The 23,041-nt window shown below is 67.5% G+C and carries 19 protein-coding genes; 13 read left to right on the forward strand and 6 right to left on the reverse strand.

What is annotated here, in order from left to right; genetic code table 11:
• From ACE3O8_RS05360 to ACE3O8_RS05400, 9 genes are all read left to right on the forward strand, one after another.
• On the forward strand, positions 1–2,743 hold a 2,743-nt coding region (locus tag ACE3O8_RS05360; RefSeq protein ID WP_374387556.1), incomplete at its 5' end, for a nitrate/nitrite transporter.
• Between the two features lie 11 nt (positions 2,744–2,754).
• Entirely contained in the window at positions 2,755–6,492 is a 3,738-nt protein-coding gene (locus tag ACE3O8_RS05365) for a nitrate reductase subunit alpha (protein ID WP_374387558.1), read from the forward strand.
• On the forward strand, positions 6,489–8,009 hold the full coding sequence (gene narH, locus ACE3O8_RS05370) for a nitrate reductase subunit beta (RefSeq protein WP_374387560.1): 1,521 nt from the start codon (positions 6,489–6,491) through the stop codon (positions 8,007–8,009). Before ACE3O8_RS05365 ends, narH begins: the two co-directional genes overlap by 4 nt.
• 1 nt (position 8,010) lies before the next feature.
• The gene (narJ, locus tag ACE3O8_RS05375; protein WP_374387562.1) at positions 8,011–8,682 is read left to right on the forward strand and encodes a nitrate reductase molybdenum cofactor assembly chaperone; all 672 of its coding nucleotides are present in this window, start codon (positions 8,011–8,013) and stop codon (positions 8,680–8,682) included.
• A gap of 2 nt (positions 8,683–8,684) precedes the next feature.
• Complete coding sequence (narI, locus tag ACE3O8_RS05380) at positions 8,685–9,464, forward strand: respiratory nitrate reductase subunit gamma (RefSeq protein ID WP_374387564.1); 780 nt, start codon at positions 8,685–8,687, stop codon at positions 9,462–9,464.
• Positions 9,461–10,309 (forward strand): peptidylprolyl isomerase, encoded by an 849-nt coding sequence (locus tag ACE3O8_RS05385; RefSeq protein WP_374387566.1) that lies wholly within the window; start codon positions 9,461–9,463, stop codon positions 10,307–10,309. Before narI ends, ACE3O8_RS05385 begins: the two co-directional genes overlap by 4 nt.
• Entirely contained in the window at positions 10,309–10,617 is a 309-nt protein-coding gene (locus tag ACE3O8_RS05390; RefSeq protein WP_374387568.1) for a hypothetical protein, read from the forward strand. Before ACE3O8_RS05385 ends, ACE3O8_RS05390 begins: the two co-directional genes overlap by 1 nt.
• Positions 10,614–10,757 carry a hypothetical protein gene (locus tag ACE3O8_RS05395; protein WP_374387570.1) on the forward strand — a complete coding sequence of 48 codons (144 nt, stop codon included), beginning with the start codon at positions 10,614–10,616 and terminating at the stop codon, positions 10,755–10,757. Before ACE3O8_RS05390 ends, ACE3O8_RS05395 begins: the two co-directional genes overlap by 4 nt.
• Positions 10,758–10,763: 6 nt before the next feature.
• Positions 10,764–11,177: a hemerythrin domain-containing protein gene (locus ACE3O8_RS05400; RefSeq protein ID WP_374387572.1), complete on the forward strand. Its 414-nt coding sequence runs from the start codon at positions 10,764–10,766 to the stop codon at positions 11,175–11,177.
• A gap of 21 nt (positions 11,178–11,198) precedes the next feature.
• On the opposite strand, the gene ACE3O8_RS05405 is transcribed toward ACE3O8_RS05400, so the two are convergent.
• Entirely contained in the window at positions 11,199–12,416 is a 1,218-nt protein-coding gene (locus ACE3O8_RS05405; protein ID WP_374387574.1) for an NnrS family protein, read from the reverse strand.
• Positions 12,416–13,582, reverse strand: coding sequence for a hypothetical protein (locus tag ACE3O8_RS05410; protein ID WP_374387576.1), 1,167 nt, complete (start codon positions 13,580–13,582; stop codon positions 12,416–12,418). The genes ACE3O8_RS05405 and ACE3O8_RS05410 overlap by 1 nt, the downstream gene beginning before the upstream one ends.
• Positions 13,583–13,736: 154 nt before the next feature.
• Here ACE3O8_RS05410 and ACE3O8_RS05415 point away from each other — a divergent pair, with 154 nt between their 5' ends.
• Positions 13,737–14,027: a DUF3604 domain-containing protein gene (locus tag ACE3O8_RS05415; protein WP_374387578.1), complete on the forward strand. Its 291-nt coding sequence runs from the start codon at positions 13,737–13,739 to the stop codon at positions 14,025–14,027.
• A 16-nt stretch (positions 14,028–14,043) separates the two neighbouring features.
• Here the strand turns inward: ACE3O8_RS05415 and ACE3O8_RS05420 are convergent, their stop codons facing one another.
• The gene (locus ACE3O8_RS05420) at positions 14,044–14,742 is read right to left on the reverse strand and encodes a Crp/Fnr family transcriptional regulator (RefSeq protein WP_374387580.1); all 699 of its coding nucleotides are present in this window, start codon (positions 14,740–14,742) and stop codon (positions 14,044–14,046) included.
• A gap of 196 nt (positions 14,743–14,938) precedes the next feature.
• Between ACE3O8_RS05420 and ACE3O8_RS05425 the strand changes: the two genes are divergently transcribed.
• Positions 14,939–16,882 (forward strand): DUF3604 domain-containing protein, encoded by a 1,944-nt coding sequence (locus ACE3O8_RS05425; RefSeq protein ID WP_374387582.1) that lies wholly within the window; start codon positions 14,939–14,941, stop codon positions 16,880–16,882.
• A gap of 18 nt (positions 16,883–16,900) precedes the next feature.
• Here ACE3O8_RS05425 and ACE3O8_RS05430 read toward each other — a convergent pair whose 3' ends face one another.
• Complete coding sequence (locus tag ACE3O8_RS05430; protein ID WP_374387584.1) at positions 16,901–17,623, reverse strand: hypothetical protein; 723 nt, start codon at positions 17,621–17,623, stop codon at positions 16,901–16,903.
• A 40-nt stretch (positions 17,624–17,663) separates the two neighbouring features.
• Positions 17,664–18,341 (reverse strand): Crp/Fnr family transcriptional regulator, encoded by a 678-nt coding sequence (locus tag ACE3O8_RS05435; RefSeq protein WP_374387586.1) that lies wholly within the window; start codon positions 18,339–18,341, stop codon positions 17,664–17,666.
• A gap of 105 nt (positions 18,342–18,446) precedes the next feature.
• Here ACE3O8_RS05435 and ACE3O8_RS05440 point away from each other — a divergent pair, with 105 nt between their 5' ends.
• Positions 18,447–20,321, forward strand: a complete 1,875-nt coding sequence (locus ACE3O8_RS05440) for a DUF3604 domain-containing protein (protein WP_374387588.1) — start codon at positions 18,447–18,449, stop codon at positions 20,319–20,321.
• Between the two features lie 21 nt (positions 20,322–20,342).
• On the opposite strand, the gene ACE3O8_RS05445 is transcribed toward ACE3O8_RS05440, so the two are convergent.
• Positions 20,343–21,044, reverse strand: a complete 702-nt coding sequence (locus tag ACE3O8_RS05445; RefSeq protein WP_374387590.1) for a Crp/Fnr family transcriptional regulator — start codon at positions 21,042–21,044, stop codon at positions 20,343–20,345.
• Positions 21,045–21,118: 74 nt separating this feature from the next.
• Here ACE3O8_RS05445 and ACE3O8_RS05450 point away from each other — a divergent pair, with 74 nt between their 5' ends.
• Complete coding sequence (locus ACE3O8_RS05450; RefSeq protein ID WP_374387592.1) at positions 21,119–22,978, forward strand: DUF3604 domain-containing protein; 1,860 nt, start codon at positions 21,119–21,121, stop codon at positions 22,976–22,978.
• The last annotated feature ends 63 nt before the right edge of the window (positions 22,979–23,041 follow it).

Here is a 23,041-nt window from a genome sequence, read left to right on the forward strand (position 1 = left end):
GTCAGCCAGCCCCGCCGCCCCGATTGCAGCGGACGAACCCGGTCCCGGCGCCACCATCGCACTCGGCATGTCGACGGCGGCCTTCACCGTCTGCTTCGCCGCCTGGACCATCTTCTCGATCCTGGGAATCCAGATCCAGAAGGACCTTGGCCTCAATGAAACGCAGTTCGGCCTGCTGATCGCCACCCCAATCCTCACGGGCTCGCTGATCCGGCTGGTGCTTGGCATCTGGACGGACCAGCTCGGCGGGCGTCGCATGCAGTTGCTGGTGATGCTGGCGGCGGCCGCTGCGACCTTCCTGCTTTCCTATGCGGAGACCTATCCGCAGTTCCTGCTGGCGGCGCTGGGCGTCGGGATCGCCGGCGGGGCCTTTGCCGTCGGCGTCACTTATGTGTCCAAATTCTTTCCGGCCGAACGGCAGGGCACCGCGCTCGGCATCTTCGGCGCGGGCAATGTGGGCGCGGCCGTGACGAAGTTCCTGGCGCCGGCGGTGATGCTGGCGATGGGGTGGGAGGCGGTTGCCCGCATCTGGGCCGGCGGCCTGGTCGTGATGGCGCTGCTGTTCTTCCTGACCACCAGGGACGAGCCCGACCTTGCCGAACGGCGTGCAAGGGGCGTGCCTCCGCGGCCGTTCATGGCCCAGTTCGCGCCGCTGCGGAACGTGCAGGTCTGGCGCTTCTCGCTCTATTACTTCTTCGTCTTCGGCGCCTTCGTGGGCCTGTCGCTGTGGCTGCCGCGCTATCTGGTGGGCGCCTATGGCTTCGACATCAAGACTGCGGGCCTGATCGCGGCCGCCTATTCGGTGCCGGCCTCGCTGTTCCGCATCTATGGCGGGCACCTGTCCGACAGGGTCGGCGCCCGCAAGGTGATGTACTGGACCTTTCTGGTCTCGATCGCCTGCACCTTCCTGCTGTCGTATCCGCCGACGACCTATCTGGTCGACGGAATCGACGGGCCGATCCGGTTCCGGCTGGAAACCGGGACTGCCGGCTTCATCGTCCTCATCTTCATCCTCGGCTTTTTCATGAGCCTGGGGAAGGCGGCGGTCTACAAGCATATCCCCATCTATTACCCGAAGGACGTGGGGTCGGTGGGCGGCCTTGTCGGCATGATCGGCGGCCTTGGCGGTTTCATCCTGCCGATCGTGTTCGGCATCCTCAACGACCTCACCAATGTCTGGCAGAGCTGCTTCTGGCTGCTGTTCCTGATCTCGGGCGGCGCGCTCCTGTGGATGCATCTCTCGGTCCGGCAGATGGAGCGCGAGCATGCCGGCGAGCAGCTCGGGCAGCTGCCGGAGCTGCCGGAGATGCAGCCCGTTCATACGGGGCGCGAGGCGGGGGCGCTGAAGGGCCATGTCATCGCCGACTGGCGGCCCGAGGACCCCGCCTTCTGGGACGGCACCGGCCGCGCGATCGCGCGGCGCAACCTGTGGATCTCGATCCCTGCCCTGTTCCTGTCGTTCGCGGTCTGGATGGTGTGGTCGATGGTGGTGGCGAAGCTGCCGCAGGTGGGTTTTGCCTACAGCACGGACCAGCTGTTCTGGCTTGCGGCGCTTCCGGGGCTGTCGGGCGCGACGCTCCGCATCTTCTACAGCTTCATGGTGCCCGTGTTCGGCGGCCGGCTGTGGTCAACGCTGACCACCTGGTCGCTGATCATCCCGGCGCTCGGCATCGGCTTTGCCGTGCAGAATCCGGACACGCCCTTTGCAGTGATGCTGGTGCTGGCGCTGCTGTGCGGGCTTGGCGGCGGCAACTTCGCCTCGTCCATGTCGAACATCGGCTTTTTCTTCCCGAAGAGCGAGAAGGGCCGCGCGCTGGCCCTGAACGCGGGGCTTGGCAACCTCGGCGTCTCGGCCATGCAGTTCCTCGTGCCGCTGGTGATCACGGCGGGCGTGTTCGGCTTCCTGGGTGGCGAACCGCGCCCGGCGGCGGACGGGGAGATGCTGTGGCTGCAGAATGCCGGCTTCATCTGGGTGCCCTTCATCATCGCGTCCGCCTTCGCCTGCTGGTTCGGGATGAATGATCTGGCCAGCGCCAGGGCGAGCTTTGCCGAGCAGTCGGTGATCTTCACCCGCGCCCACAACTGGATCATGTGCTGGCTCTATACCGGCACCTTCGGCAGCTTCATCGGCTTCTCGGCCGCCTTCCCGCTGCTGACGAAACTGCTGTTCCCGGAGGTGAACGCGCTGAAGATCGCGTTCCTGGGGCCGCTTGTGGGCGCCCTCAGCCGCAGTTTCAGCGGGGGGATCTCGGACCGTCTGGGCGGCGCCAGGGTCACCATCTGGGTGTTCCTGATGATGATGACCGGCACCGGCGCGCTGATCTGGGTGCTGGGCCAGCCGGACGCGCCCTGGGCCTTCGGCGCCTTCTTCGCGCTCTTCATCCTGCTGTTCTTTGCCAGCGGGGTGGGCAACGCCTCCACCTTCCAGATGATCCCGGGCATCATGCGCCACGAGATCGCCCGGCTGGAGCCCGGACTTTCACCGGATGCGCAGCGGGCGCAGGCCGAGAAGGAAAGCGCGGCCATCACGGGCTTCACCTCCGCGATCGCGGCCTATGGCGCCTTCTTCATCCCCAAGAGCTTCGGGCTGTCGATCAATGCGACCGGCGGCGCCGGGGCCGCGCTCTGGGGCTTCCTCGGCTTCTATGTCTCCTGCCTCGTCATCACCTGGGTCTTCTATGCCCGGCCGGGCGGAATGCTTCACGCGGCCGAGCGCGGCCTGACCCTCCAACCGGCTGAATAAGGGCCCGTTCCATGAGCCATGTCCTCGACCGCCTCACCTTCTTCCGCCGCGTGCAGGAGCCCTTTGCCGACGGCCATGGGCAGATGAACAATTATGACCGCAAGTGGGAGGACGCCTATCGGCACCGCTGGCAGCACGACAAGATCGTGCGCTCCACCCACGGCGCCAACTGCACGGGCTCCTGCTCGTGGAAGATCTATGTGAAGGGCGGGATCGTCACCTGGGAGACGCAGCAGACCGATTACCCCCGGACGCGCCCCGACCTTCCCAACCATGAGCCGCGCGGTTGCTCGCGCGGGGCGTCGTACAGCTGGTATCTCTATTCCGCGAACCGGGTGAAATATCCGCTGGTGCGCGCCCGGCTGCTGAAGCTGTGGCGCGATGCGCGGGCGACGATGGCGCCCGTCGCGGCCTGGGCGTCGATCGTCGGCGACGAGGGCAAACGCCGCTCCTACATGTCCCGGCGCGGCGGCGGCGGGTTCGTCCGCGCCCGCTGGGACGAGGTGAACGAGATCATCGCGGCCGCCAACGCACACACGGTGAAGCGCTGGGGGCCCGATCGCGTGTTCGGCTTTTCGCCCATCCCCGCCATGTCGATGGTGAGCTATGCGGCCGGCGCCCGCTATCTGCAGCTGCTGGGCGGCGCCTGCGGCAGCTTCTATGACTGGTATTGTGATCTGCCGCCTGCCTCTCCGCAGACATGGGGCGAGCAGACCGACGTGCCGGAATCGGCCGACTGGTACAATTCCGGCTTCCTGATCGTCTGGGGCTCGAACGTGCCGCAGACCCGCACGCCGGATGCGCATTTCTATACCGAGGTCCGCTACAAGGGCACGAAATCGGTCGTCATCAGCCCGGACTATTCCGAAGCCTCGAAGTTCGCGGACATGTGGATTTCAGTGAAGCAGGGCACCGACGCCGCGCTGGCGCTCGCGATGGGGCATGTGATCCTGAAGGAATATCATGTCGATCGGCAGGTGCCCTACTTCCGGGACTATTGCCGACAATACACCGATATGCCGCTGCTGGTCCGGCTGGTGGAGAAAGACGGCCGCTTCGTGCCCGAGCGGCTGCTGCGGGCCTCGGATTTCGAGGGCGCGCTGGGCGAGGAAGCCCGGGCCGACTGGAAAACCGTCGGCATCGACGAGGCGACTGGCAAGCCTGTCGTGCCGCTGGGGTCCATCGGTTTCCGCTGGGGCGACAAGGCGAAGTGGAACCTTGAGGAAAAGGCGGGCGACGGCCGCGAGGTGACGCTGCGTCTGGGCCTGGCGGGTATCCACGACACCGTCGCGGAGGTGGACTTTCCCTATTTCGGCAACCGCTCGGCCAACGGCTTCGCCGCGACCGACCATCCCGACCTTCTGATGCGGCGCGTGCCGGCCAAGCGCCTGCAACTGGCGGACGGAGAGGCGCTGGTGGCTTCGGTGCACGACCTGTTCCTTGCCAATTATGGTGTGGATCAGGGCCTGGGCGGGGACCATCTGCCCGCATCCTACGACGATGCCGCGCCCTATTCGCCGGCCTGGGCGGAGGCGATCACCGGTGTCCCGCGCGATCAGATCATCGCGACCGCGCGCGGCTTTGCCGCGAACGCCGAGAGGACCAACGGCAAGTCCATGGTGATCATCGGGGCGGCGATGAACCACTGGTATCACATGGACATGAACTACCGCGGCGTGATCAACATGCTGGTGATGTGCGGATGCATCGGCCAGTCGGGTGGGGGCTGGTCGCACTATGTGGGCCAGGAAAAGCTGCGTCCGCAGACGGGCTGGGCGCCGCTGGCCTTCGCGCTGGACTGGGCGCGTCCGCCGCGCCAGCAGAACTCCACCAGCTTCTTCTATGCCCACACGGACCAGTGGCGCTACGAGACGCTGGACGTCGGTGAGATCCTGTCGCCGACGGCTGACAGGGCCGGCTGGGACAAGACCTTCCTGGACCTCAACGCGAAGGCCGAGCGCATGGGCTGGCTCCCCTCTGCGCCGGCGCTGAAGATGAACCCGCTGGAGGTGGTGAAGGCGGCCGAGGCCGAGGGGCTGGACCCGAAGGCGTGGGCCGTGCGCGAGCTGGAGGCGAAGCGGCTGGAAATGAGCTGCATGGACCCCGACGCGCCCGAAAACTGGCCGCGCAACATGTTCGTGTGGCGCTCCAACCTGCTCGGCTCGTCCGGCAAGGGCCACGAATATTTCCTGAAGCACCTGCTGGGTACTTCGAACGGCGTGCTGGGCAAGGAGCTGGGCAGCACAGGTGCCCGCAAGCCCGCCGACGTGCGCTGGCACGAGACGGCGCCGGAAGGAAAGCTCGACCTGCTGGTCACCATCGACTTCCGCATGTCGACCACCGCCGTCTATTCCGACATCGTGCTGCCGACGGCCACCTGGTACGAGAAGAACGACCTCAACACGTCTGACATGCACCCCTTCATCCACCCGCTGACGGGCGCGGTGGACCCGGCCTGGGAGGCGCGTTCGGACTGGGAGATCTTCAAGGGGATCGCGAAGACCTTCTCGGATGTCGCGCCCGAGGTTCTGGGGGTGGAGAAGGATCTTGTCCTCACCCCCATCCAGCACGACACGCCTGCCGAACTGGCGCAGGGCCCGACCCCGCAGGACTGGTGGGCCGGGGAGTGCGCGCTGGAGCCCGGCCGGACCGGGCCCGCGATGACCGTGGTGGAGCGTGACTATCCCAATCTCTACAAGCGCTTCACCTCGCTCGGGCCGCTGATGACCAAGATCGGCAACGGCGGCAAGGGCATGGCCTGGAACACCGAGCATGAGGTGGCGGCGCTTGGGCGGCTGAACGGCGTGGTGGAGGAGGAGGGCGTTTCAAAGGGGCTGCCGCGGATCGAGACCGACATCGACGCCTGCGAGACGATCCTGATGCTGGCGCCTGAAACCAACGGCGAGGTGGCGGTGAAGAGCTGGACTTCGCTTTCGGCGCAGACGGGGCGCGACCATAGCCATCTGGCGCTGCCCAAGGAGGAGGAGAAGATCCGCTTCCGCGACGTGGTGGCCCAGCCGCGCAAGATCATCTCCTCGCCGATCTGGTCGGGGCTGGAAAGCGAGCATGTCTGCTACAATGCCGGCTATACCAATGTGCATGAGCGCATACCCTGGCGCACGTTGACGGGGCGGCAGCAGCTCTACCAGGATCATCAGTGGATGCGGGACTTCGGGGAGGGTTTCTGTGTCTATCGCCCGCCGGTCGACCTGAAGACGCTGGCGCCGGTGAAGGGGCTGAAGCCCAATGGCAACCCGGAAATTGCGCTGAACTTCATCACGCCTCACCAGAAATGGGGCATCCATTCCACCTACACCGACAATCTGATGATGCTGACGCTGAACCGCGGCGGCCCGGTGATCTGGATTTCGGAAGCGGATGCGAAGGCCGCCGGCATCGCCGACAATGACTGGGTGGAGGCCTATAATGCGAACGGCGCGCTGACCGCGCGCGCAGTCGTTTCCCAGCGGGTGAAGCAGGGGATGACGATGATGTACCACGCCCAGGAAAAGACCGTGAACGTGCCGGGTTCGGAAATGACCGGCCAGCGCGGCGGCATCCACAATTCGGTGACCCGCGCGGTGCTGAAGCCCACCCACATGATCGGCGGCTATGCCCAGCTGGCCTATGGCTTCAACTATTACGGCACCGTCGGCTCCAACCGCGACGAGTTCGTGGTGGTTCGCAGGATGAAGACGGTGGACTGGCTGGAACGGCCGCATCCCGAAAGCATGGAGGCAGCGCAATGAAGATCCGCGCCCAGATCGGCATGGTGCTGAATCTCGACAAATGCATCGGCTGCCACACCTGTTCCGTCACCTGCAAGAATGTGTGGACCAACCGCGAAGGCGTCGAATACGCCTGGTTCAACAATGTCGAGACGAAGCCGGGCATCGGTTACCCCAAGGAGTGGGAGAACCAGAAGAAGTGGAACGGCGGCTGGGTGAAGAAGGCCAACGGCCGCATCGAACCCCGGCTCGGCGGCAAGTGGCGCATCCTCGCCAAGATCTTCGCCAACCCGGACCTGCCGGAAATCGACGATTATTATGAGCCGTTCGACTTTGATTACGCCCACCTGCAGACCGCGCCGGAGCTGCAGGCCTTCCCCACCGCGCGCCCGCGTTCCGCCATCACCGGCGAGCGCATGGAGAAGATCGAATGGGGCCCCAACTGGGAGGAGATACTGGGCGGTGAGTTCCAGAAGCGCGCGAAGGATGTGAACTTCGAGGGCGTCCAGAAGGAGATCTACGGGCAGTTCGAGCAGACCTTCATGATGTATCTGCCGCGCCTGTGCGAACATTGCCTGAATCCGGCCTGCGTCGCTGCCTGCCCGTCGAGCGCGATCTACAAGCGGGAGGAGGACGGCATCGTCCTCATCGATCAGGAGAAGTGCCGCGGCTGGCGCATGTGCGTGTCGGCCTGCCCCTACAAGAAGATCTATTACAACTGGTCGTCGGGCAAATCCGAGAAGTGCATCTTCTGCTACCCGCGCATCGAGGACGGGCAGCCGACGGTCTGCTCCGAAACCTGCGTCGGGCGCATCCGCTATCTTGGCGTCGTGCTCTATGATGCGGACCGGATCGAATGGGCGGCGTCCGGACCGGAAGACGAGCTTGACGAGCGCCAGCTCGACATCTTCCTCGACCCGAATGACCCGAAGGTGATCGCGCAGGCGCGTGCCGACGGCGTGCCGCAGGCCTGGCTGGACGCGGCGCGGAAAAGCCCTGTCTACAAGATGGCGATCGACTGGCGCGTGGCGCTGCCGCTGCACCCGGAATACCGCACCTTGCCGATGGTCTGGTATGTGCCGCCGCTGTCGCCGATCCAGTCGGCTGCGGCCAGCGGGGTGATCGCCGACGACCGCGGCATGCCGGATGTCCGTTCGCTTCGCATTCCGGTCAGGTATCTCGCCAACCTGCTGACCGCGGGCGACGAGGCCCCGGTGGTGAGCGCGCTGGAGCGGATGCTGGCGATGCGCGCCTATATGCGCGCGAAATCCGTGGACGGGGTGATCGACGAAGGGGTTGCCGCCCGGGTGGACCTGACGCCCGCCGCGATCGAGGAGATGTACCAGGTGATGGCGATCGCCAATTACGAGGATCGCTTCGTGATCCCGACCGTGCATCGCGAGAAGGCGACCGATGCCTATCACCTGCGCGGCGCGACGGGCTTCAGCTTTGGCAACCAGGCGTCGGGCGGGCGCTCGGAAGTGGGGCTGTTCGGGCAGGTGAAGCGCCGGACTCCCAAGCCGGTGATGGAGGGCTGAGATGGCGCGGACGTTCAAGGCGCTGGGGCTGCTCCTCAGCTATCCGGGGCCCGATGTGGCGGGCGTCGCCGAGGCCGCGGTCGAGGTGCTGCACGAGGAACGGCTCGTGCCGCCCCGCCTGTTGCCGGGCCTTGCCGCCCTTGCACGGGAAATCGCGCACGAGGATCGGCTGGATGTGGAGGGCCGCTACCATATGCTGTTCGACCGCAGCCGGGCCCTGTCGCTCAACCTCTATGAGCATGTGCATGGCGAGAGCCGGGACCGCGGCCAGGCGATGGTGGAGCTGCTGGGGCTGTATGAGGCGGCGGGCTTCACGCTCGACACCCGCGAACTGCCCGATTTCCTGCCGCTGTTCCTGGAGTATCTGTCCACCCGCCCGGTCGACGAGGCGCTGGCCCTGCTGGCGGAGGCCGGCCATGTGCTGGAGGCGCTGGCCGAACGGCTGAGGAAGCGCCGCACCCCCTATCAGTGGCCGATGCTGGCGCTTGCCGCGCTGTCGGGCGGGGCCGACCGCAAGGCTGTCGAGGCCCTTCTGGCTGAGGCAGAGGACGATCCCGACGACCTGGACGCGCTCGACCGGATCTGGGCCGAGGAGCCCGTCACCTTCGGCCCGGGCGAGGCCGGCTGCCCCAGGGCCGCCGCCCTTGTCGATGCCATGCAGAAAGGAGCCTGACCATGTCGGCCCCCGGCCACCCCGCGCTTGAACCGCTCACGCTCGACTATTGGGTGAACCAGCTGCTGTTCGGCGTTTTTCCCTACATCGCGCTGTCGGTGTTCCTTGTCGGCTGCATCGTCCGTTTCGACCGCGAACAATATAGCTGGCGCACCGGCTCGTCGCAGCTGCTGCGGCGACGGCAGCTGATGTGGGGTTCGAACCTGTTTCACATCGGGGTGCTGTTCCTGTTCATGGGCCATTTCGTCGGCCTGCTGACCCCGCACAGCCTCTACAGCCATGTGATCACGGCCGAGGCGAAGCAGATGGTGGCGATCATCGCCGGCTCGATCGCGGGCACGATCTGCCTGATCGGGCTGGTGCTGCTGATGCACCGCCGCTTCCTCGATCCGCGCATCCGCCGCACCTCCACCTTCGGCGACAACATGATCCTTGTCATCCTGTTCGTGCAGCTGGTGCTGGGGCTGATCACCGTGCCGTTCAGCCTGTCCCACGGCGATGCCTCGGTGATGCTCAGGCTTTCCGCCTGGGCGCAGGGCATCTTCACCTTCCAGCCGGGCAACGCGCTGAACGTGAAGGGGCTGGACTGGCCCTATCAGGTGCATCTGCTGCTGGGGATGCTGATCTTCTTGCTTTTCCCGTTCACCCGGCTTGTCCACATGCTGTCGGCGCCGGTCTGGTATCTGAACCGCAAGGGCTGGCAGGTGGTGCGCACCGCCCGGCCGGACATGACGCCACGGGCCGAGATCCCGACCAGCGTGCCGACGGAGCAGTTCCGGTGAGCGTGGCGACAGCCGAGGAGACGGGCTGCGGCGGCTGCGGCGCGGGGCCGCGTCCGGCGGCCGTTCGCGGGCCGGCGGCGGAGCCGGTGTTCGTGAACGGGACGGAGATCCCCGAGGATCTGATTGCAGCCGAAGCGCAGAACCATCCGGCCCGCAGCCCCGCCGAAGCGCGCGCGATGGCGGCGCACGCACTCGTCATCCGCCATCTGCTGCTCTCCAGGGCGGCGGACATGCGCATGGCGCCCGACCCGGAGACCGATCCGGCGGGCCGCCGCGAGACGGACGAAGAGGCGTTGATCCGCCAGCTGTTCGAGGCCGAGCTTGCACCCGAGGAGCCCGATGACGGGGCCTGCAGGCTCTATTACCGGACGCACGCCCTGCGCTTCACCGCGCCGGCGCTGATCGAGGCGAGCCATATCCTGTTCGAGACGCGCGCCGGCGCTGCGGAGGCACGGGCCGAGGCCGTTGCCGCGCTGGCCGCCATCGGCGGGGACGAGGCGCGATTCCGCGCACTCGCCCGCGCCCGGTCGGATTGCCCGAGCGGCGCATCGGGCGGTTCGCTCGGCCAGCTGCGCCCGCGCGACCTGGCCCCCGAGGTGGAGGCGGCGCTTGCCGGCCTTGCGCCCGGCGAGGTCGGCGCGGAACCTGTTGTCAGCCGGTTTGGCGTCCATCTGCTCAGGCTCGACCGGCGGGAACCGGCGCGCCAGCTTCCCTATGAGGCCGTCGCCGCGCGGATCCGCGACCGGCTCGCCGCCCGCGCCTGGACCACGGCCGCTGCGCGCTATGCCAGCGACCTTGCCCGGCGCGCGCGGATCGAGGGACTGACCCTGGAGGCGGCGGGATGATGGACGCGCCTGCGGCCGAACCGGCGACACTGGGGCAGTTGCTTGCGGGCGCCCGGCAGCGGTCCGGCCAGTTCGCCGCCTGGCTCGAGCAGGCGGATCCGGATCTTGCCGCCCGGCTTGCCGCATCGCTTGTGCCCGGTGAAAGCCCCGTCAGCCGGGTGCGCGTCGCGCTGGCGGACTTCACGGCCGACGCCAGCGAGTCCGACTGGGCGACGCTGATCTCCGCCTTGCGGGATGCTGGCGATCCCGGGCTGGAGATGCTGCGGCGGATCCTGCTGCGCGCCTTTGTGGCCGAGGCCGGGGGATGACGGGCGAGGCGCCCCGGCTGGCCCTGGTGCGCGAAATCGAGGCGTTGCCAGAAGCGCTTATCCGGGATCCGCTGACCTTCCTGTTCGCCGAGCACTGGCGCCATCGCCAGTTCTGCCGGGCGGTGGGCGACGTTGCGTAACTGGCCGTGGCGCCGCCCCGCCTGCTGCGGCAGATGGCGGGGTTCCTGCGGGTGGACATGGGCCTGCATGTCGAGGACGAGGAGCACGACCTGTTTCCCCTGCTGCGCGCGAAGGCCGAGCCGGAAGACCGGCTGGACCATGTTCTCGCCATCCTGTCGGCGGACCATGACATGGATCGGGTGTTGTCCCGCTCGATCGCCGAAGGGCTGGAACGGGCGGCCGCGGCAGGCAATGGCCCCGCTGCCGATGCGGACCTTGCCGAGGCCATTGCCCGCTTCGCGACCCATCAGATGCGCCATATCGCGCTGGAGAATGCCGTGGTGCTGCCGATCGCGCGGCTTCGGCTGGATGTGGCGGCCTGCGCCGATCTGTCTGCGGCGATGCAGGCGCGCCGGGCCGGGCGCGGCGCAAGCGGCTGACGGCCTTTTGGCGGCCGATGCTCAGGCCCGGGGGCGCACCTCTGCCGGGCGGGGCAGCAGCAGCATCGGCCCATAGGCTGCGGCGAACAGCAGCATGCCCGCCGCCCAGAGCAGGCCGGCGACCGAGGCCCCCATCGCATAGGCGATCGGCGTGAAGGGCAGGACAAGGCGCAACAGCGCGCCCAGGAACAGCAGCCCGTAGATCAGCACCGTGACCGTGTCGGCCGTGAGGGGGCGCCCCGTGTGGCCGCGCGTCGCCCGGGTCATGACGGCAAGGGTCAGCTGCCCGACGGCGCCGGCCGTGAGCGCGTGGAGCGCGCTGGCGCCGGCGAAAAGGCCGGGGAACAGCACCCCGATGCCCAGCAGGAGCAGCGCCACGGCCAGCCAGGCATAAGCGATGTGGAGAATGAGGACGAGCGGTTCCCGCCGGGTCTGCCAGCCCCGCCAGCGGGCCAGCCGGGCGACATGGGCAAGCCCGGCCAGCGCCAGCAGGACCCCGGTTGCCGGAGCCTGGGGCGCTGCGAGGTATGCCGTCAGCGCCGCGCCGGTGAGCGCCAGCACGGCCTTGTCGAACAGGCCGAACGGCCGGGGCAGCGGGCTGATCCGTTCCTTCCGCAGCCAGTTGGTGGTGAAGGACGGAATGATGCGCCCGCCGATCAGCGCCATCAGCAGCACCAGGGTTGAAAGGGCGAGACGCTGGCCCAGCCCCTGCAGCGGGGCGCCCATCGCCTCGGCATGCCACAGCATGTTCGCCAGCGCGAAGGCCGAGAGCAGGCCCGCGACGGGCAGGTTGCGCCAGTTGGCGCCGGCGAGAATCTCCCGCCATACGGCCGCCGCCAGCACCAGCAGGAACAGGGCATCCATGGCCCGTCCGGCGACGCCGGCATCCGCAAGCAGCATTGCGCCGCGCCCGGCAAGCCACAGCCCGGTCAGCAGCGCCAGCGGCCAGCCCATGACCGGGGCGCGCCCCGTCCAGTTGGGGATCGCCGTGAGCAAAAAGCCCGCCACGACGGCGGCGGTGTAGCCGAACAGCATCTCATGCGCGTGCCAGCTGAGGGCGTCTCCGCCGGCGCCCAGCGGCCGGCCATGGGCGAAGGCCGCCATCCAGGCCGGCACCGCGAGGCCGGCGAACAGCGAGGCGAACAGGAAGAAGGGCCGGAAGCCGTAGCTGAACAGCGCCGGGCCCGCATAGGCGCGGCGTCGCTCGCCGGCGTCGCGGTTGCCGGCTTTGGGCGGCATCAGAATGCCGCTTCCGCCTGCAGCCAGAATTTCGCGGTGTCCGTCGCGAAGCCGCGCGCTTCGTACAGCGCCGCCTTTGCGAGCAGCGAGAACTTCTTGCCGACGGGTGCGCCGATCTGCACGTCGAACTCTCGCCCATAGGGGCGGTTCCTGTTCGTGCTGCGGAAATCGTGCAGCACGGCCCTGAGCGCCAGCCCTTTCGGGACACCCGGCGCCTTTGGGGCGACGGCCAGATCCAGATAGAGATCGCGCAGGCCATCCGGCGGGGTCGTCAGGAACTTGTCGGCCCAGCCGTTGAAGGCGTGCAGCGTGGCGAGCGGGGTCTGCACGGCTGCCTGCCCATTGCCGTCGAGCCGCTCGTAGCCGAGCTTCGCCGTCACCGGTCCGGCTGCAATTCCCGGCTCGAGGAGCAGATAGGTGAGCGCGAAGTCGCGCGGGTTCGACCCCCGGTCTGACTGGCGGGCGACTTCGGCCGTGTAGAGAAGCGTGGCCCCGCCGACAGGCTGGCGGCCGGTCAGCCGCCCGCCGAAGGTGGCGGAGGAAGAGGCCGGCGCGCCGGGAATGTCGAGCAGCCAGCCATAGCCGACGAGGGTTCCAAGCGGCTTCACCTCGGCGGTGGCGCGCAGCAGGTGGATATCGGTGTCGCGCCAGATGCCCTGCGGCGAGCGCGGGCCGAACACACGGTTCACCCGCCAGGCATGGCCATAGCCCAGCGTCACGCCCTTGAGGGCCGTCACCTCGGCGCGGGCAATGTCGAGCGTCTGGTCATTCTGCCGCCAGCCCACCGAACCGACCCAGCGCTGATTGTCGAGATTGACCGCCTGCCGCCCGACGCTGACCGAGCCGACCGCCTTGTCGCTCCAGCCGATGTGCGCCTGGTTGAGCAGATGATCCGCCGGGTCCGCGACCACGGGAAAGCCGGTGAGGCCGTTCAGCGTGTCATTATATCGTTCGGGCCCGACCCGGGCGACCGCTTCGCCCTCCACCTGCGCGGTGAAGCCGTGCCAGGGGCCCGCCTTCACCCCGGCTTTCAGGCGCAGGGTCGAGGCTGTTGCCTCGCGGGGGAGCCCCTGTTGGTCCACCAGCTCCAGTCGCCAGCGCAGGGCGGCATAGGGATCGAGCAGGGATTCGGCCTGTGCCGGGACGGCCGGCGCGATGAGGGACATTGCGGCTAGGGCAAGCGGGAAGCGCATGCCGTTTCGTGGCGCAGTTCGGGCGGGCCCCGCTTGACGATGGTCAAATGCAGGCTTGTGTCGATCCTGTGGGGGCCTGTGCGGCGCCGGGCGAATTGTCGCAGGAAATTGTGCCAATGCGAATGGTGTGCATGAGCCGGATGCCAAGGGGAAGCTGCCGGCCGTGGGCAGCACGGTGGACCTGAAGACCGCGACCTATCGCAACTCGATCGGCGCCCCGGAACTGAGAGCGCTGTTCCGCGACCCGGATTTCCGGCCGGAGCAGCGCGCAGTCTATTATGTGCGGGTGCTGGAGATCCCGACGCCGCGCTGGGTCGCCCATGATGTTGTGCGGTTCCGGGTGGCGGCCCCGAAGGACGCGCCGTTGATCCAGCAGGAACGGGCGGTGACGTCGCCGATCTGGTACAGCCCGTCCTGATCGGCTGCGGCCCTTTTCAGCCCTGGTTGGCGATGGTGCGCAGGGCGGCGGGATCGCGGATGCAGATGGTGCGGTAGCCGAGATCGACCAGCCCTTCGTGTTCCAGCGATTTCAGGAAATTGCCGGCCGGATGGCGGGACAGGCTGGCCATTGCGCCCAGTTCCTCTTGCGTGATGGCGATGAGGCGCGGGGTGTCGCCGGCGATGCGCAGGCCGGATGCCGTCAGCAGGACGGCGGCGAGCCGGGCGCGGCCGTCGCCCAGCTGCATGTCCACCCGCGCCATGCCGTAGCGACGGGCATATTCGAAGGACAGGCGGTTCACATGTTCCCACCAGGCGGGCTGCGTGTGGAGCAGTTGCCGCATCCGGGTGAGCGGCACGGTGACGAGGCTGGTCGCAACCTGCGCCACCGCATCGCCGGCGCGCGGCGCGCCTGACAGGGGGGCGACGCCGCCCCAGTCGCCCGGCAGCAGGATATCGAACAGGGGGGAGCCCGGGGCGTTCAGCCCGGAATAGCAGCCCACCTGACCGGCGGCGATGCCCCAGAGGCCCCCCGTCGTATCGCCTGACAGGCTGAAGGTTTCACCCGCCGGCACCCGGCGGAACACCCCGGCCGCGAGAAGGGCTTTGGTGAAATCAGGCGGGCATGCGGCGAGCCAGCCGGTGGCGGCGAGGAACGCCCGGGCTTCGGACGGCGACGGCAGTGCATTCTCCATCGGGGCCAAGGTAGCGGATTGGCCATTTCGACGCAATTTGCGGCGCTGTCCGATGTTAGGTTCGGTGGGTGGCGCAGGGAAAGATTCGGGACATTTCCGAATCGCCCGATCTGAATCATGCCGGCAACGCCCCAAGTCATGCCGGCGATCGGATCGGGGCCTCGTCGGGGGGTTGTCGGAAACGGGGGGATTGGACATGGGCGCTCATCTTTGGCCGTACTTCGCGGGTGTGTCCGGCGTCATTGCGCTGCTGGCATCCTCTGTCGGGTGGGAGAGCCAGGCGCAGGACGCCGGAGCGGCCGACAAGGGCCGGATCGCCGAGGCGATGTCGAAGCCCTATTCCCCGAATGTGAAGCGGGACTATCCGACCCGGCCGCTGTTCGGCGACACCCACATGCACACCGCCGCCTCGATGGATGCCGGCGCATTTGGCGCGAGGCTGGGGCCGCGCGACGCCTTTCGGTTCGCCCAGGGCGAGGAGGTCGTGTCCTCGACGGGCCAGCCGGTGAAGCTGTCGCGCCCGCTCGATTTCATGGTGGTGGCGGACCACAGCGACAACATGGGCCTGTTCCCCGACCTGTATGCCGGAAAGCCGGCCATTGTCGCCGACCCGCAGGGAAAGAAATGGTACGACCTGATCAAGGAAGGGCGCGGCGCGGAGGCGGCGATCCAGATCATCATGGCCTTCAGCGACGGGAGCTTTCCCAAGGCGCTGATCTATGGCCCGGCCAATCCGGCCTACAAGGCGGCCTGGGAAGATGCCGTGAAGGCCGCGGAGGACTATAACGCCCCCGGCCGCTTCACCGCCTTCATCGGGTGGGAGTGGACCTCCAACACCGGTTCGAACAACCTCCACCGCAATGTCATCTATCGCGACAATGCCGACAAGGCGCTGCAGTCGGTGCCGATGGTGACGTTCAAGCCGTGGGGCAGCGACAATCCGCGCGATCTGTGGAAGTGGATGGCCGACTATGAGGCCAGAACGGGCGGAAAGGTTCTGGCGATCGCCCACAACGGGAATCTGTCCAATGGCCGGATGTTCCCCGTCGTCGAGAGCTTCACGGGCAAGCCGATCGACCTGAGCTATGCGCAGGGGCGCACGGCCTGGGAGCCGCTCTATGAAGTGACGCAGACCAAGGGCTCGGGCGAGGCGCACCCGTTCCTTTCGCCGCAGGACGAGTTTGCCGACTTCGAGATCTGGGACAAGGGCAATCTGGATGGAAGCGCCGTCAAGCAGCAGTCGATGCTGGAGTTCGAATATGCGCGATCGGCGCTGAAGAACGGCCTGATGCTGGAGCAGAAGCTGGGGCTGAACCCCTACAAGTTCGGGATGATCGGAAGCTCTGATGCGCACAACGGGCTGGCGGCGCTGGACGAGGACAATTTCTTCGGGAAGACGGTGCCGCAGGAGCCGTCGCCCGAGCGGCTGACGGCGACCTTCTTCAAGAACGCGAAGACGGGCGTGACGGTGATGGACTGGGAGACGGGCGCGTCCGGGTTCGCCGCCGTCTGGGCCAGGGAAAATACGCGGGCATCCATTTTCGAGGCGATGCAGCGGCGGGAAGCCTATGCCACGACGGGGCCGCGAATGGCGGTGCGCTTCTTTGGCGGGTGGGAGTTCGCCGAAAGCGACACGAAGACGCGCATGCCGGCGGAAGCGGGCTATCGGAAAGGGGTTCCGATGGGCGGCGAGCTGAAGGCGGCGCCGGCTGGGCGGGTTCCGACCTTCCTGGTGGCGGCGTTGAAGGACCCGATGGGCGCGAACCTCGACCGCTATCAGATCGTGAAGGGCTGGATGGACGCAAAGGGCAAGCTACATGAGAAGGTGTATGATGTTGCCTGGGGCGGATCGCGCCGGCACGGCGTGAACGGCAAGCTGCCGGCGGTGGGCAGCACCGTCGATGTCGGCAATGCCACCTATACCAACACGATCGGCGCGCCCGAACTGATCGCCGTGTGGCGGGATCCTGATTTCGATCCGCGCCAGCCGGCCTTTTATTATGGGCGGGTGATCGAGATCCCGACGCCGCGCTGGACCGCCTTTGACGCCAACCGCTTCGGGACGAAGCCGCTTCCCGGCACGCGCATGACCATTCAGGAACGCGCGTTCACCTCGCCCATCTGGTACAGCCCGGCCTGACGGCCGGGCGCGCGGGGCCTAGAAGCGGAACTGGACGCCCAGCGTCGGGCCGTGGGTGAGGACGTCATATTCGAAGAAGCCGAGGCCCGAGCCGCTGTCATATTTGGCGTAGACGGCGCGGTAGCCGAGCTTGGCCCGGATGCTGTCGGACAGGCGGAAGCCGAAGCTGGGCCAGGCCTGGACGGAGATGTCGGAGCCGACGCCGAAGCCGCCGACATCGGCTAGCATGGTGAGATCGACGGTGCGCGACAGCGGCAGGTTCACCCGCATGCCGATGATCGGATCCACCCAGCTCTTGCCGCCGCTGGCGGCGAGCGGGTTGCCGAGCGGGCCTGTGCCGGAAATCTTGACGCCGAGATCGTTGACGCGGACGCCGGCATAGGCCTCTGCATGCTTTTCCACGCGCAGGAGGGCCGTTGCGGAATAGGCGCCCTGGTGGCCGCCGACGGTGTCGATGAAGCCGTCGCGGCTGGCTTCGAGGTTCATGTAGGTGAGGTCGACCACGAGGCCGAACTTGCCGTTGTTCACCTCGAACAGGCCCATGGCGCCCCAGTTGAGATTGCTGAACACGTCTGACGGCGTGGAGCTGACGCGCGCGGTGACCGGCCCGACGGAGGTGCTGCCATCCATGTAGGGGGCCATGAAATAGGGCTCGAACACGAAGGCCCAGCCCTCGGCCTGGCTGGGGGCGGCTGCAAGCGCGAGGGCGGCGGCGGCCATGCAGGCAAAGGTCAGACGCATCCGGAATATCCTTTCAGAATGGGAGAGATGTTTACAGGCATCAGTCGCCGTCGGCCAGTTGGCGGAGCGCGCCGACGTTGACAAGGCGGGTCGTGCGATAGCCGCGCGATACCCAGTTCCGGCTTTCGAAGGTGGAGAGGATGTCTGCCACGGGGTGGCGGGAGAGGTTCGCCATTTCGCCGAGTTCGGTGAGCGACAGGTGGAGCGCGAAGGGCTCGCCTTCGCGGCGGCACCCGGCGAGGTTGAGCAGCGTGGCGGCCAGCCGCCGTTCCGAGCCGGGGATGAGCAGATCGACCGCGACGGTCGCGAAGGCGAGGCCGTTCATCATGGCGAGCAGGCCCAGATATTCCCACCAGCCGGGCCGGTCCTCCAGCAGGCGGCGGATGGCGGGATAGCCGATCTGGAACAGGCGGACATCGGTGATGGCGCGGCAGTTGGCCGGCCGGACCCGGCCGAACAGCGGCATGTAGCCGCCCCAGTCCCCGGGGTTGAACAGGATGCCCGGCCCGGCGTCGGCGCCGTTCATCGCCGAGGAGACGGCGATCTGCCCCGTCACCACGCCCCAGAGGGCGTGGCCCGTTTCGCCGGCGCGGTTGAACAGGCAGCCCGCGTCGACGCTGTCTTCCTGCCCCGCCGCCATCAGGGCGTCGCGGAATTCCGCCGGGGTGTTCGGAAGCCACCCGCGGCTGGTCAGGATCGACAGGTCTGGTGCCGGCATTGCGGGACCTTAGTGCAGTTCGCCGGGCAACAATGTCCAGAACTGGCCACTGCCCGATCCTGATTGCGCCTAGGATCGGCTGATGACTTGTGGGGAGTGCGGGATATGACGCGGCAGAGTCTTCTGGCGGGAGCGGCGGTGCTGGGCCTTGCGGTGCTGGCTGGGTGCGGCACGCAGACGCCGGACGGGGCGGCCGGCGAGGGCGGGACGAAGGCGGCCGGCGCTGCGCAGGCGGCCTGGCCCGAGCGCGCCTATTTCGGCGACACCCATGTGCATTCGGGCTGGTCGACGGATGCAGGGATGGCCGGTGCGACGCTGACGCCGGAAGACGCCTTCCGCTTCGCGCGGGGCGAGGCGGTGAAATCCTCCACCGGGCAGACGGCCAAGCTGAGGCGGCCGCTGGACTGGATCGTGCTGACGGACCATTCGGACGGGATGGGCGTGTTCCCGGAGATCGTGGCGGCGAACCCGGCCATGGTGTCGGACCCGATCGTGAAGGGATGGTCGGACGCGCTGCGGAGCGGCGATCCGGCGCGGGTCCATGCTGCCGTGCTGGAAATCATCGACCGCCAGTCCAACGGCACCTTGCCGGCGGTTGTCATGGACCCGAAGTGGATGGTTTCGGCCTGGCAGAAGACGGTGGAGATCACCGACAAATATAACGAGCCGGGCCGGTTCACGGCGATGATCGGCTTTGAATGGACCCCGAATGTCGAGGGTGGGAACAACCTGCACCGCAACGTGATCTATCGCGACGGGGCGGACAAGGCCGGGCAGACGCTGCCGCTGACGACCTTCCAGACGGTGGACCCGGAAGGGCTGTGGACGTGGCTGGCCGGTTATGAGGCGAAGACCGGCGGACGGGTGCTGGCGACGCCGCACAATGGCAATCTTTCCAACGGGCGGATGTTCGAGGAGACCCGGTTCGACGGATCGCCCATGACGCGGGCCTATGCCGAGGCGCGGCAGAAGTGGGAGCCGGTTTTCGAACTGACACAGATCAAGGGGCAGAGCGAGAGCCACCCGAGCCTGAGCCCCAATGACGAGTTCGCCAGCTGGGACCTGTGGGACCGCGGCAATCTGAACGGCGTGCCCAAGAAGCCGGGGATGCTGCGGACGGAATATTGGCGCGAGGCGCTGAAGGCGGGGCTGAAGCTGGAAGCGCAGCTGGGGGCCAATCCGTTCAAATATGGGGCGCAGGCCGCGACCGATACGCACACCGGGCTGGCGACCGGGGACGAAGACAATTTCTGGGGCAAGCTGGTGAGCCATCAGCCCGGACCGGGGCGGATGTCCGCGCCCTCGATAGCGAGGGTGGAGGGCTGGGAAGAGGCGGCGGCCGGCTATACCGGCGTGTGGGCGACGGCGAACACGCGCGAGGCGATCTTCGACGCGATGCAGCGCCGGGAGACGTTCGCGACGACCGGCCCCCGGATGAGCGTGCGGTTCTTCGGCGGGTATGATTTCGCATCGTCGGATCTGGGGGATCTGGTGAAGGCGGGCTACACGAAAGGCGTTCCGATGGGCGCGGATCTGAAGCCTGCACCTGCCGGCAAGGCGCCGACCTTTCTTGTGGCGGCGATGAAGGACCCGGACGGCGCGAACCTTGACCGGGTGCAGATCGTGAAGGGCTGGGTGGATGCCGCCGGCCGGACGCACGAGCGGATCTTCGATGTGAAATGGTCCGGTGCGCGCAAGCCGGATGCCGGCGGCAAGCTGCCGCCGGTCGGGAACACGGTGGATCTGACCACCGCGACCTTTTCGAACAGCATCGGGGCGGCGGAGCTGGTGGGCCTGTGGACCGACCCGTCGTTCGATGCCGGTCAGCGCGCGGTCTATTATGTGCGGGTGCTGGAGATCCCGACGCCGCGCTGGACAGCCCATGACCAGGTGAAGTTCAAGGTGAAGGCGCCCAAGGGGGCAGCGCTGATCCACCAGGAGCGCGCGTTCACCTCCCCCATCTGGTACAGCCCGGCCTGAAGGCCGGGGCCGGCGGCGGTTTCAGCCGCCGTCCGCCAGCCGGCGCAGTTGCGCGGGATCGAGGATTTTGATCCGGCGGTAGGATTGCGCGAGCCAGCCGCGTTCTTCGAATGCGGCCAGTAGTTGGCGCGTGGGATAGCGCGACAGGTTGATCATTTCCGCGATCTCGATCTGGCTGAGATGGAGATCGGCCGGTTGCCCGGCATGGCGGCAGCCGGCCTGGTGCAGCAGGATCGCCGCCAGCCGCCTGTCTGTCCGGTTCAGCAGCAGATCGACTGCGATCCGCGCATAGACCAGCCCCGCTTCGAAGGTGAGGGTGGCGACAGGTTGCCACCAGTCAGGCCGGTCGGCTAGCATGCGGCGCACCTCTGCGATCGAGACGTGCAGGATCATCGTGGCCGTTGTGGCGCGCGAGTTGGCGAGCCGGACGGGGCGGATGAGGGGGGCATAACCGCCCCAGTCCCCGGGGTTGAAGAGCAGCGCGACCGGGGCATCCGCGCTGTTCATCGCCGATGTCACGGCGACCTGGCCCGAGACCACGCCATAGATGCCGAGGCCTGCCGCGGCATCATCCCCGGCGAGGCTGAACAGCTCGCCTGCTGCGATGCTGCGCGGGCGGCAGGCGCCGAGGAAGGCGTCGCGGAAGTCGGCCGGGACGGCCGAAAGCCAGCCCCGGCTGCCGAGAAGGGCGCGGGCGGCATCCGGCGTGAGCGGCGTGGACATGCCACAAAATGGCTTGATCGGACCATTCCGGCAAGGGGACGGCCGCTAATGTTCCAGTCGGAAGGAGCGGGGACATGGCAAGAGGGACATGGGGATTGTTCGCGGGCGGCGTGGCGATGCTGGCGCTGGCGGGCTGCGGGCGAGAGCCGGCCGGGACGGACACTCAGGCGGCCGCCGGCAAGGAGGCGGTTGCGGTGAATCCCGACCGCACCGCCTATTTCGGCGCGGTGCATGTGCACAGCAGCTATTCCTTCGACGCCTTCACCAACGGCACCCGGACGACGCCGGAGGATATCTTCCGCTGGGCGAAGGGCGAGGCGATCCGGCCCGGCATGGGCAAGGAGACGAACCAGGCGGGCACGCCGCTCGATTTCTATGCCGTTTCGGACCATGCCGAGATGCTGGGCGTGTTCCAGGAGATGCAGCGGCCGGGCAGCGCGGCATCGAAACTGCCGATCGCGTCGCGCGTGCTTTCGCCCGACCCGGCGGTGGCGTTTGCGGCCTTCACCGATCTTGTCCGAAGCCTGGACACCGGGATCGATCCGGCGCTGAATGACCCGGCGATCGCGCGGACGACCTGGAAGCGGATCCTGGAGGTGGTGGACAGCTATAACGAGCCGGGCAGGTTCACGACCTTCGCCGGCTTTGAATGGACATCCAATCCCGCGCAGCAGAACCTGCACCGGATCGTGCTGTTCGCGGACACGAAGGTGGTGCCCGACCTGCCCTATTCCCAGCTGGACAGCGAGAATCCCGAGGATCTGTGGCGCTGGATGGATGCGCAGCGCGCCCGGGGATCGAAGCTGTTGGCGATCACGCACAATGCGAACATGAGCAACGGCGCGATGTTCGCCACCACCCGGTTCGACGGCAGCCCGATCGACGCGGCGTGGGTGCAGACGCGGATGCGGAACGAGCCCATCTACGAGCTGACGCAGATCAAGGGCACGTCGGAAGTGTGGCCGGGCCTGTCGCCGCAGGACGAGTTTGCCGGCTTCGAGCTGTTCGACTGGACGCTGTCGGCCGAAAGCGTGCGGCCGACGACGCAAAGCGGCAGCTATGCCCGCGAAGCGCTGATCCGGGGGCTTGCGCTGGAAGCGGCGGGGCTGGGCAATCCGTTCAAGTTCGGCTTCATGGGCGACACGGACACCCACATGGCTGCCGCGTCGAACGAGGAATTCAACTATGTGGGCAAGTTCGGGGTGGAGATGGACCCCAATGTCCGCCTGTTCGGGGTGCCGGGGCAGCCCGCGGCGCAGGTGCAGCAGCTGAACGAGTTCAGTTCGGGCGGCCTTTCCGGGGTGTGGGCGGAATCGAACACGCGGGAATCGCTGTACGCCGCGATGCAGCGCAAGGAGACGTTCGCGACCTCGGGCACCTTCATCCGGGTGCGGCTGTTCGGGGGCTTCGGGCTTTCGCAGGACGACCTTGCGGCGGCCGACTTCGTGAAGCGCGGCTACAAGGGCGGCGTGCCGATGGGCGGCGACCTGAAGGGCGGCCCCGGCGCCACCGCGCCGACCTTCCTGGTGACGGCGCTGAAGGACCCGAAGAGCGCCAATCTGGATCGGGTCCAGATCGTGAAGGGCTGGGTGGATGCCGCCGGCAAATCGCACGAGCGGATCTTCGATGTGGCCTGGTCGGGCGGGCGGAAGCCGGACGCGAAGGGCAAGCTCCCGCCCGTGGGGAACACGGTGGACCTGAAGACGGCGACCTATGCGAACAGCATCGGCGCGGCGGAGCTGAAGGCGGCCTGGACCGATCCTTCGTTCGATCCCCGGGTTCGCGCGGTTTATTATGCGCGGGTGCTGGAAATCCCCACGCCGCGCTGGAGCACGATCGACGCCGTGAAGCTGAAGAAGCCGCTGCTGACGGGCGTTCCGGCGACCCTGCAGGAGCGGGCCTGGACGTCGCCGATCTGGTACACGCCGGCCTGAGGCGGCGGCGGGCAAAATTGTCCATTCGGGGACATTGTGTTTGAAGCGCCGCTGCTACGGTCT

This window comes from Sandaracinobacter sp. (assembly GCF_041909755.1).
Lineage (GTDB): Bacteria > Pseudomonadota > Alphaproteobacteria > Sphingomonadales > Sphingomonadaceae > Sandaracinobacteroides.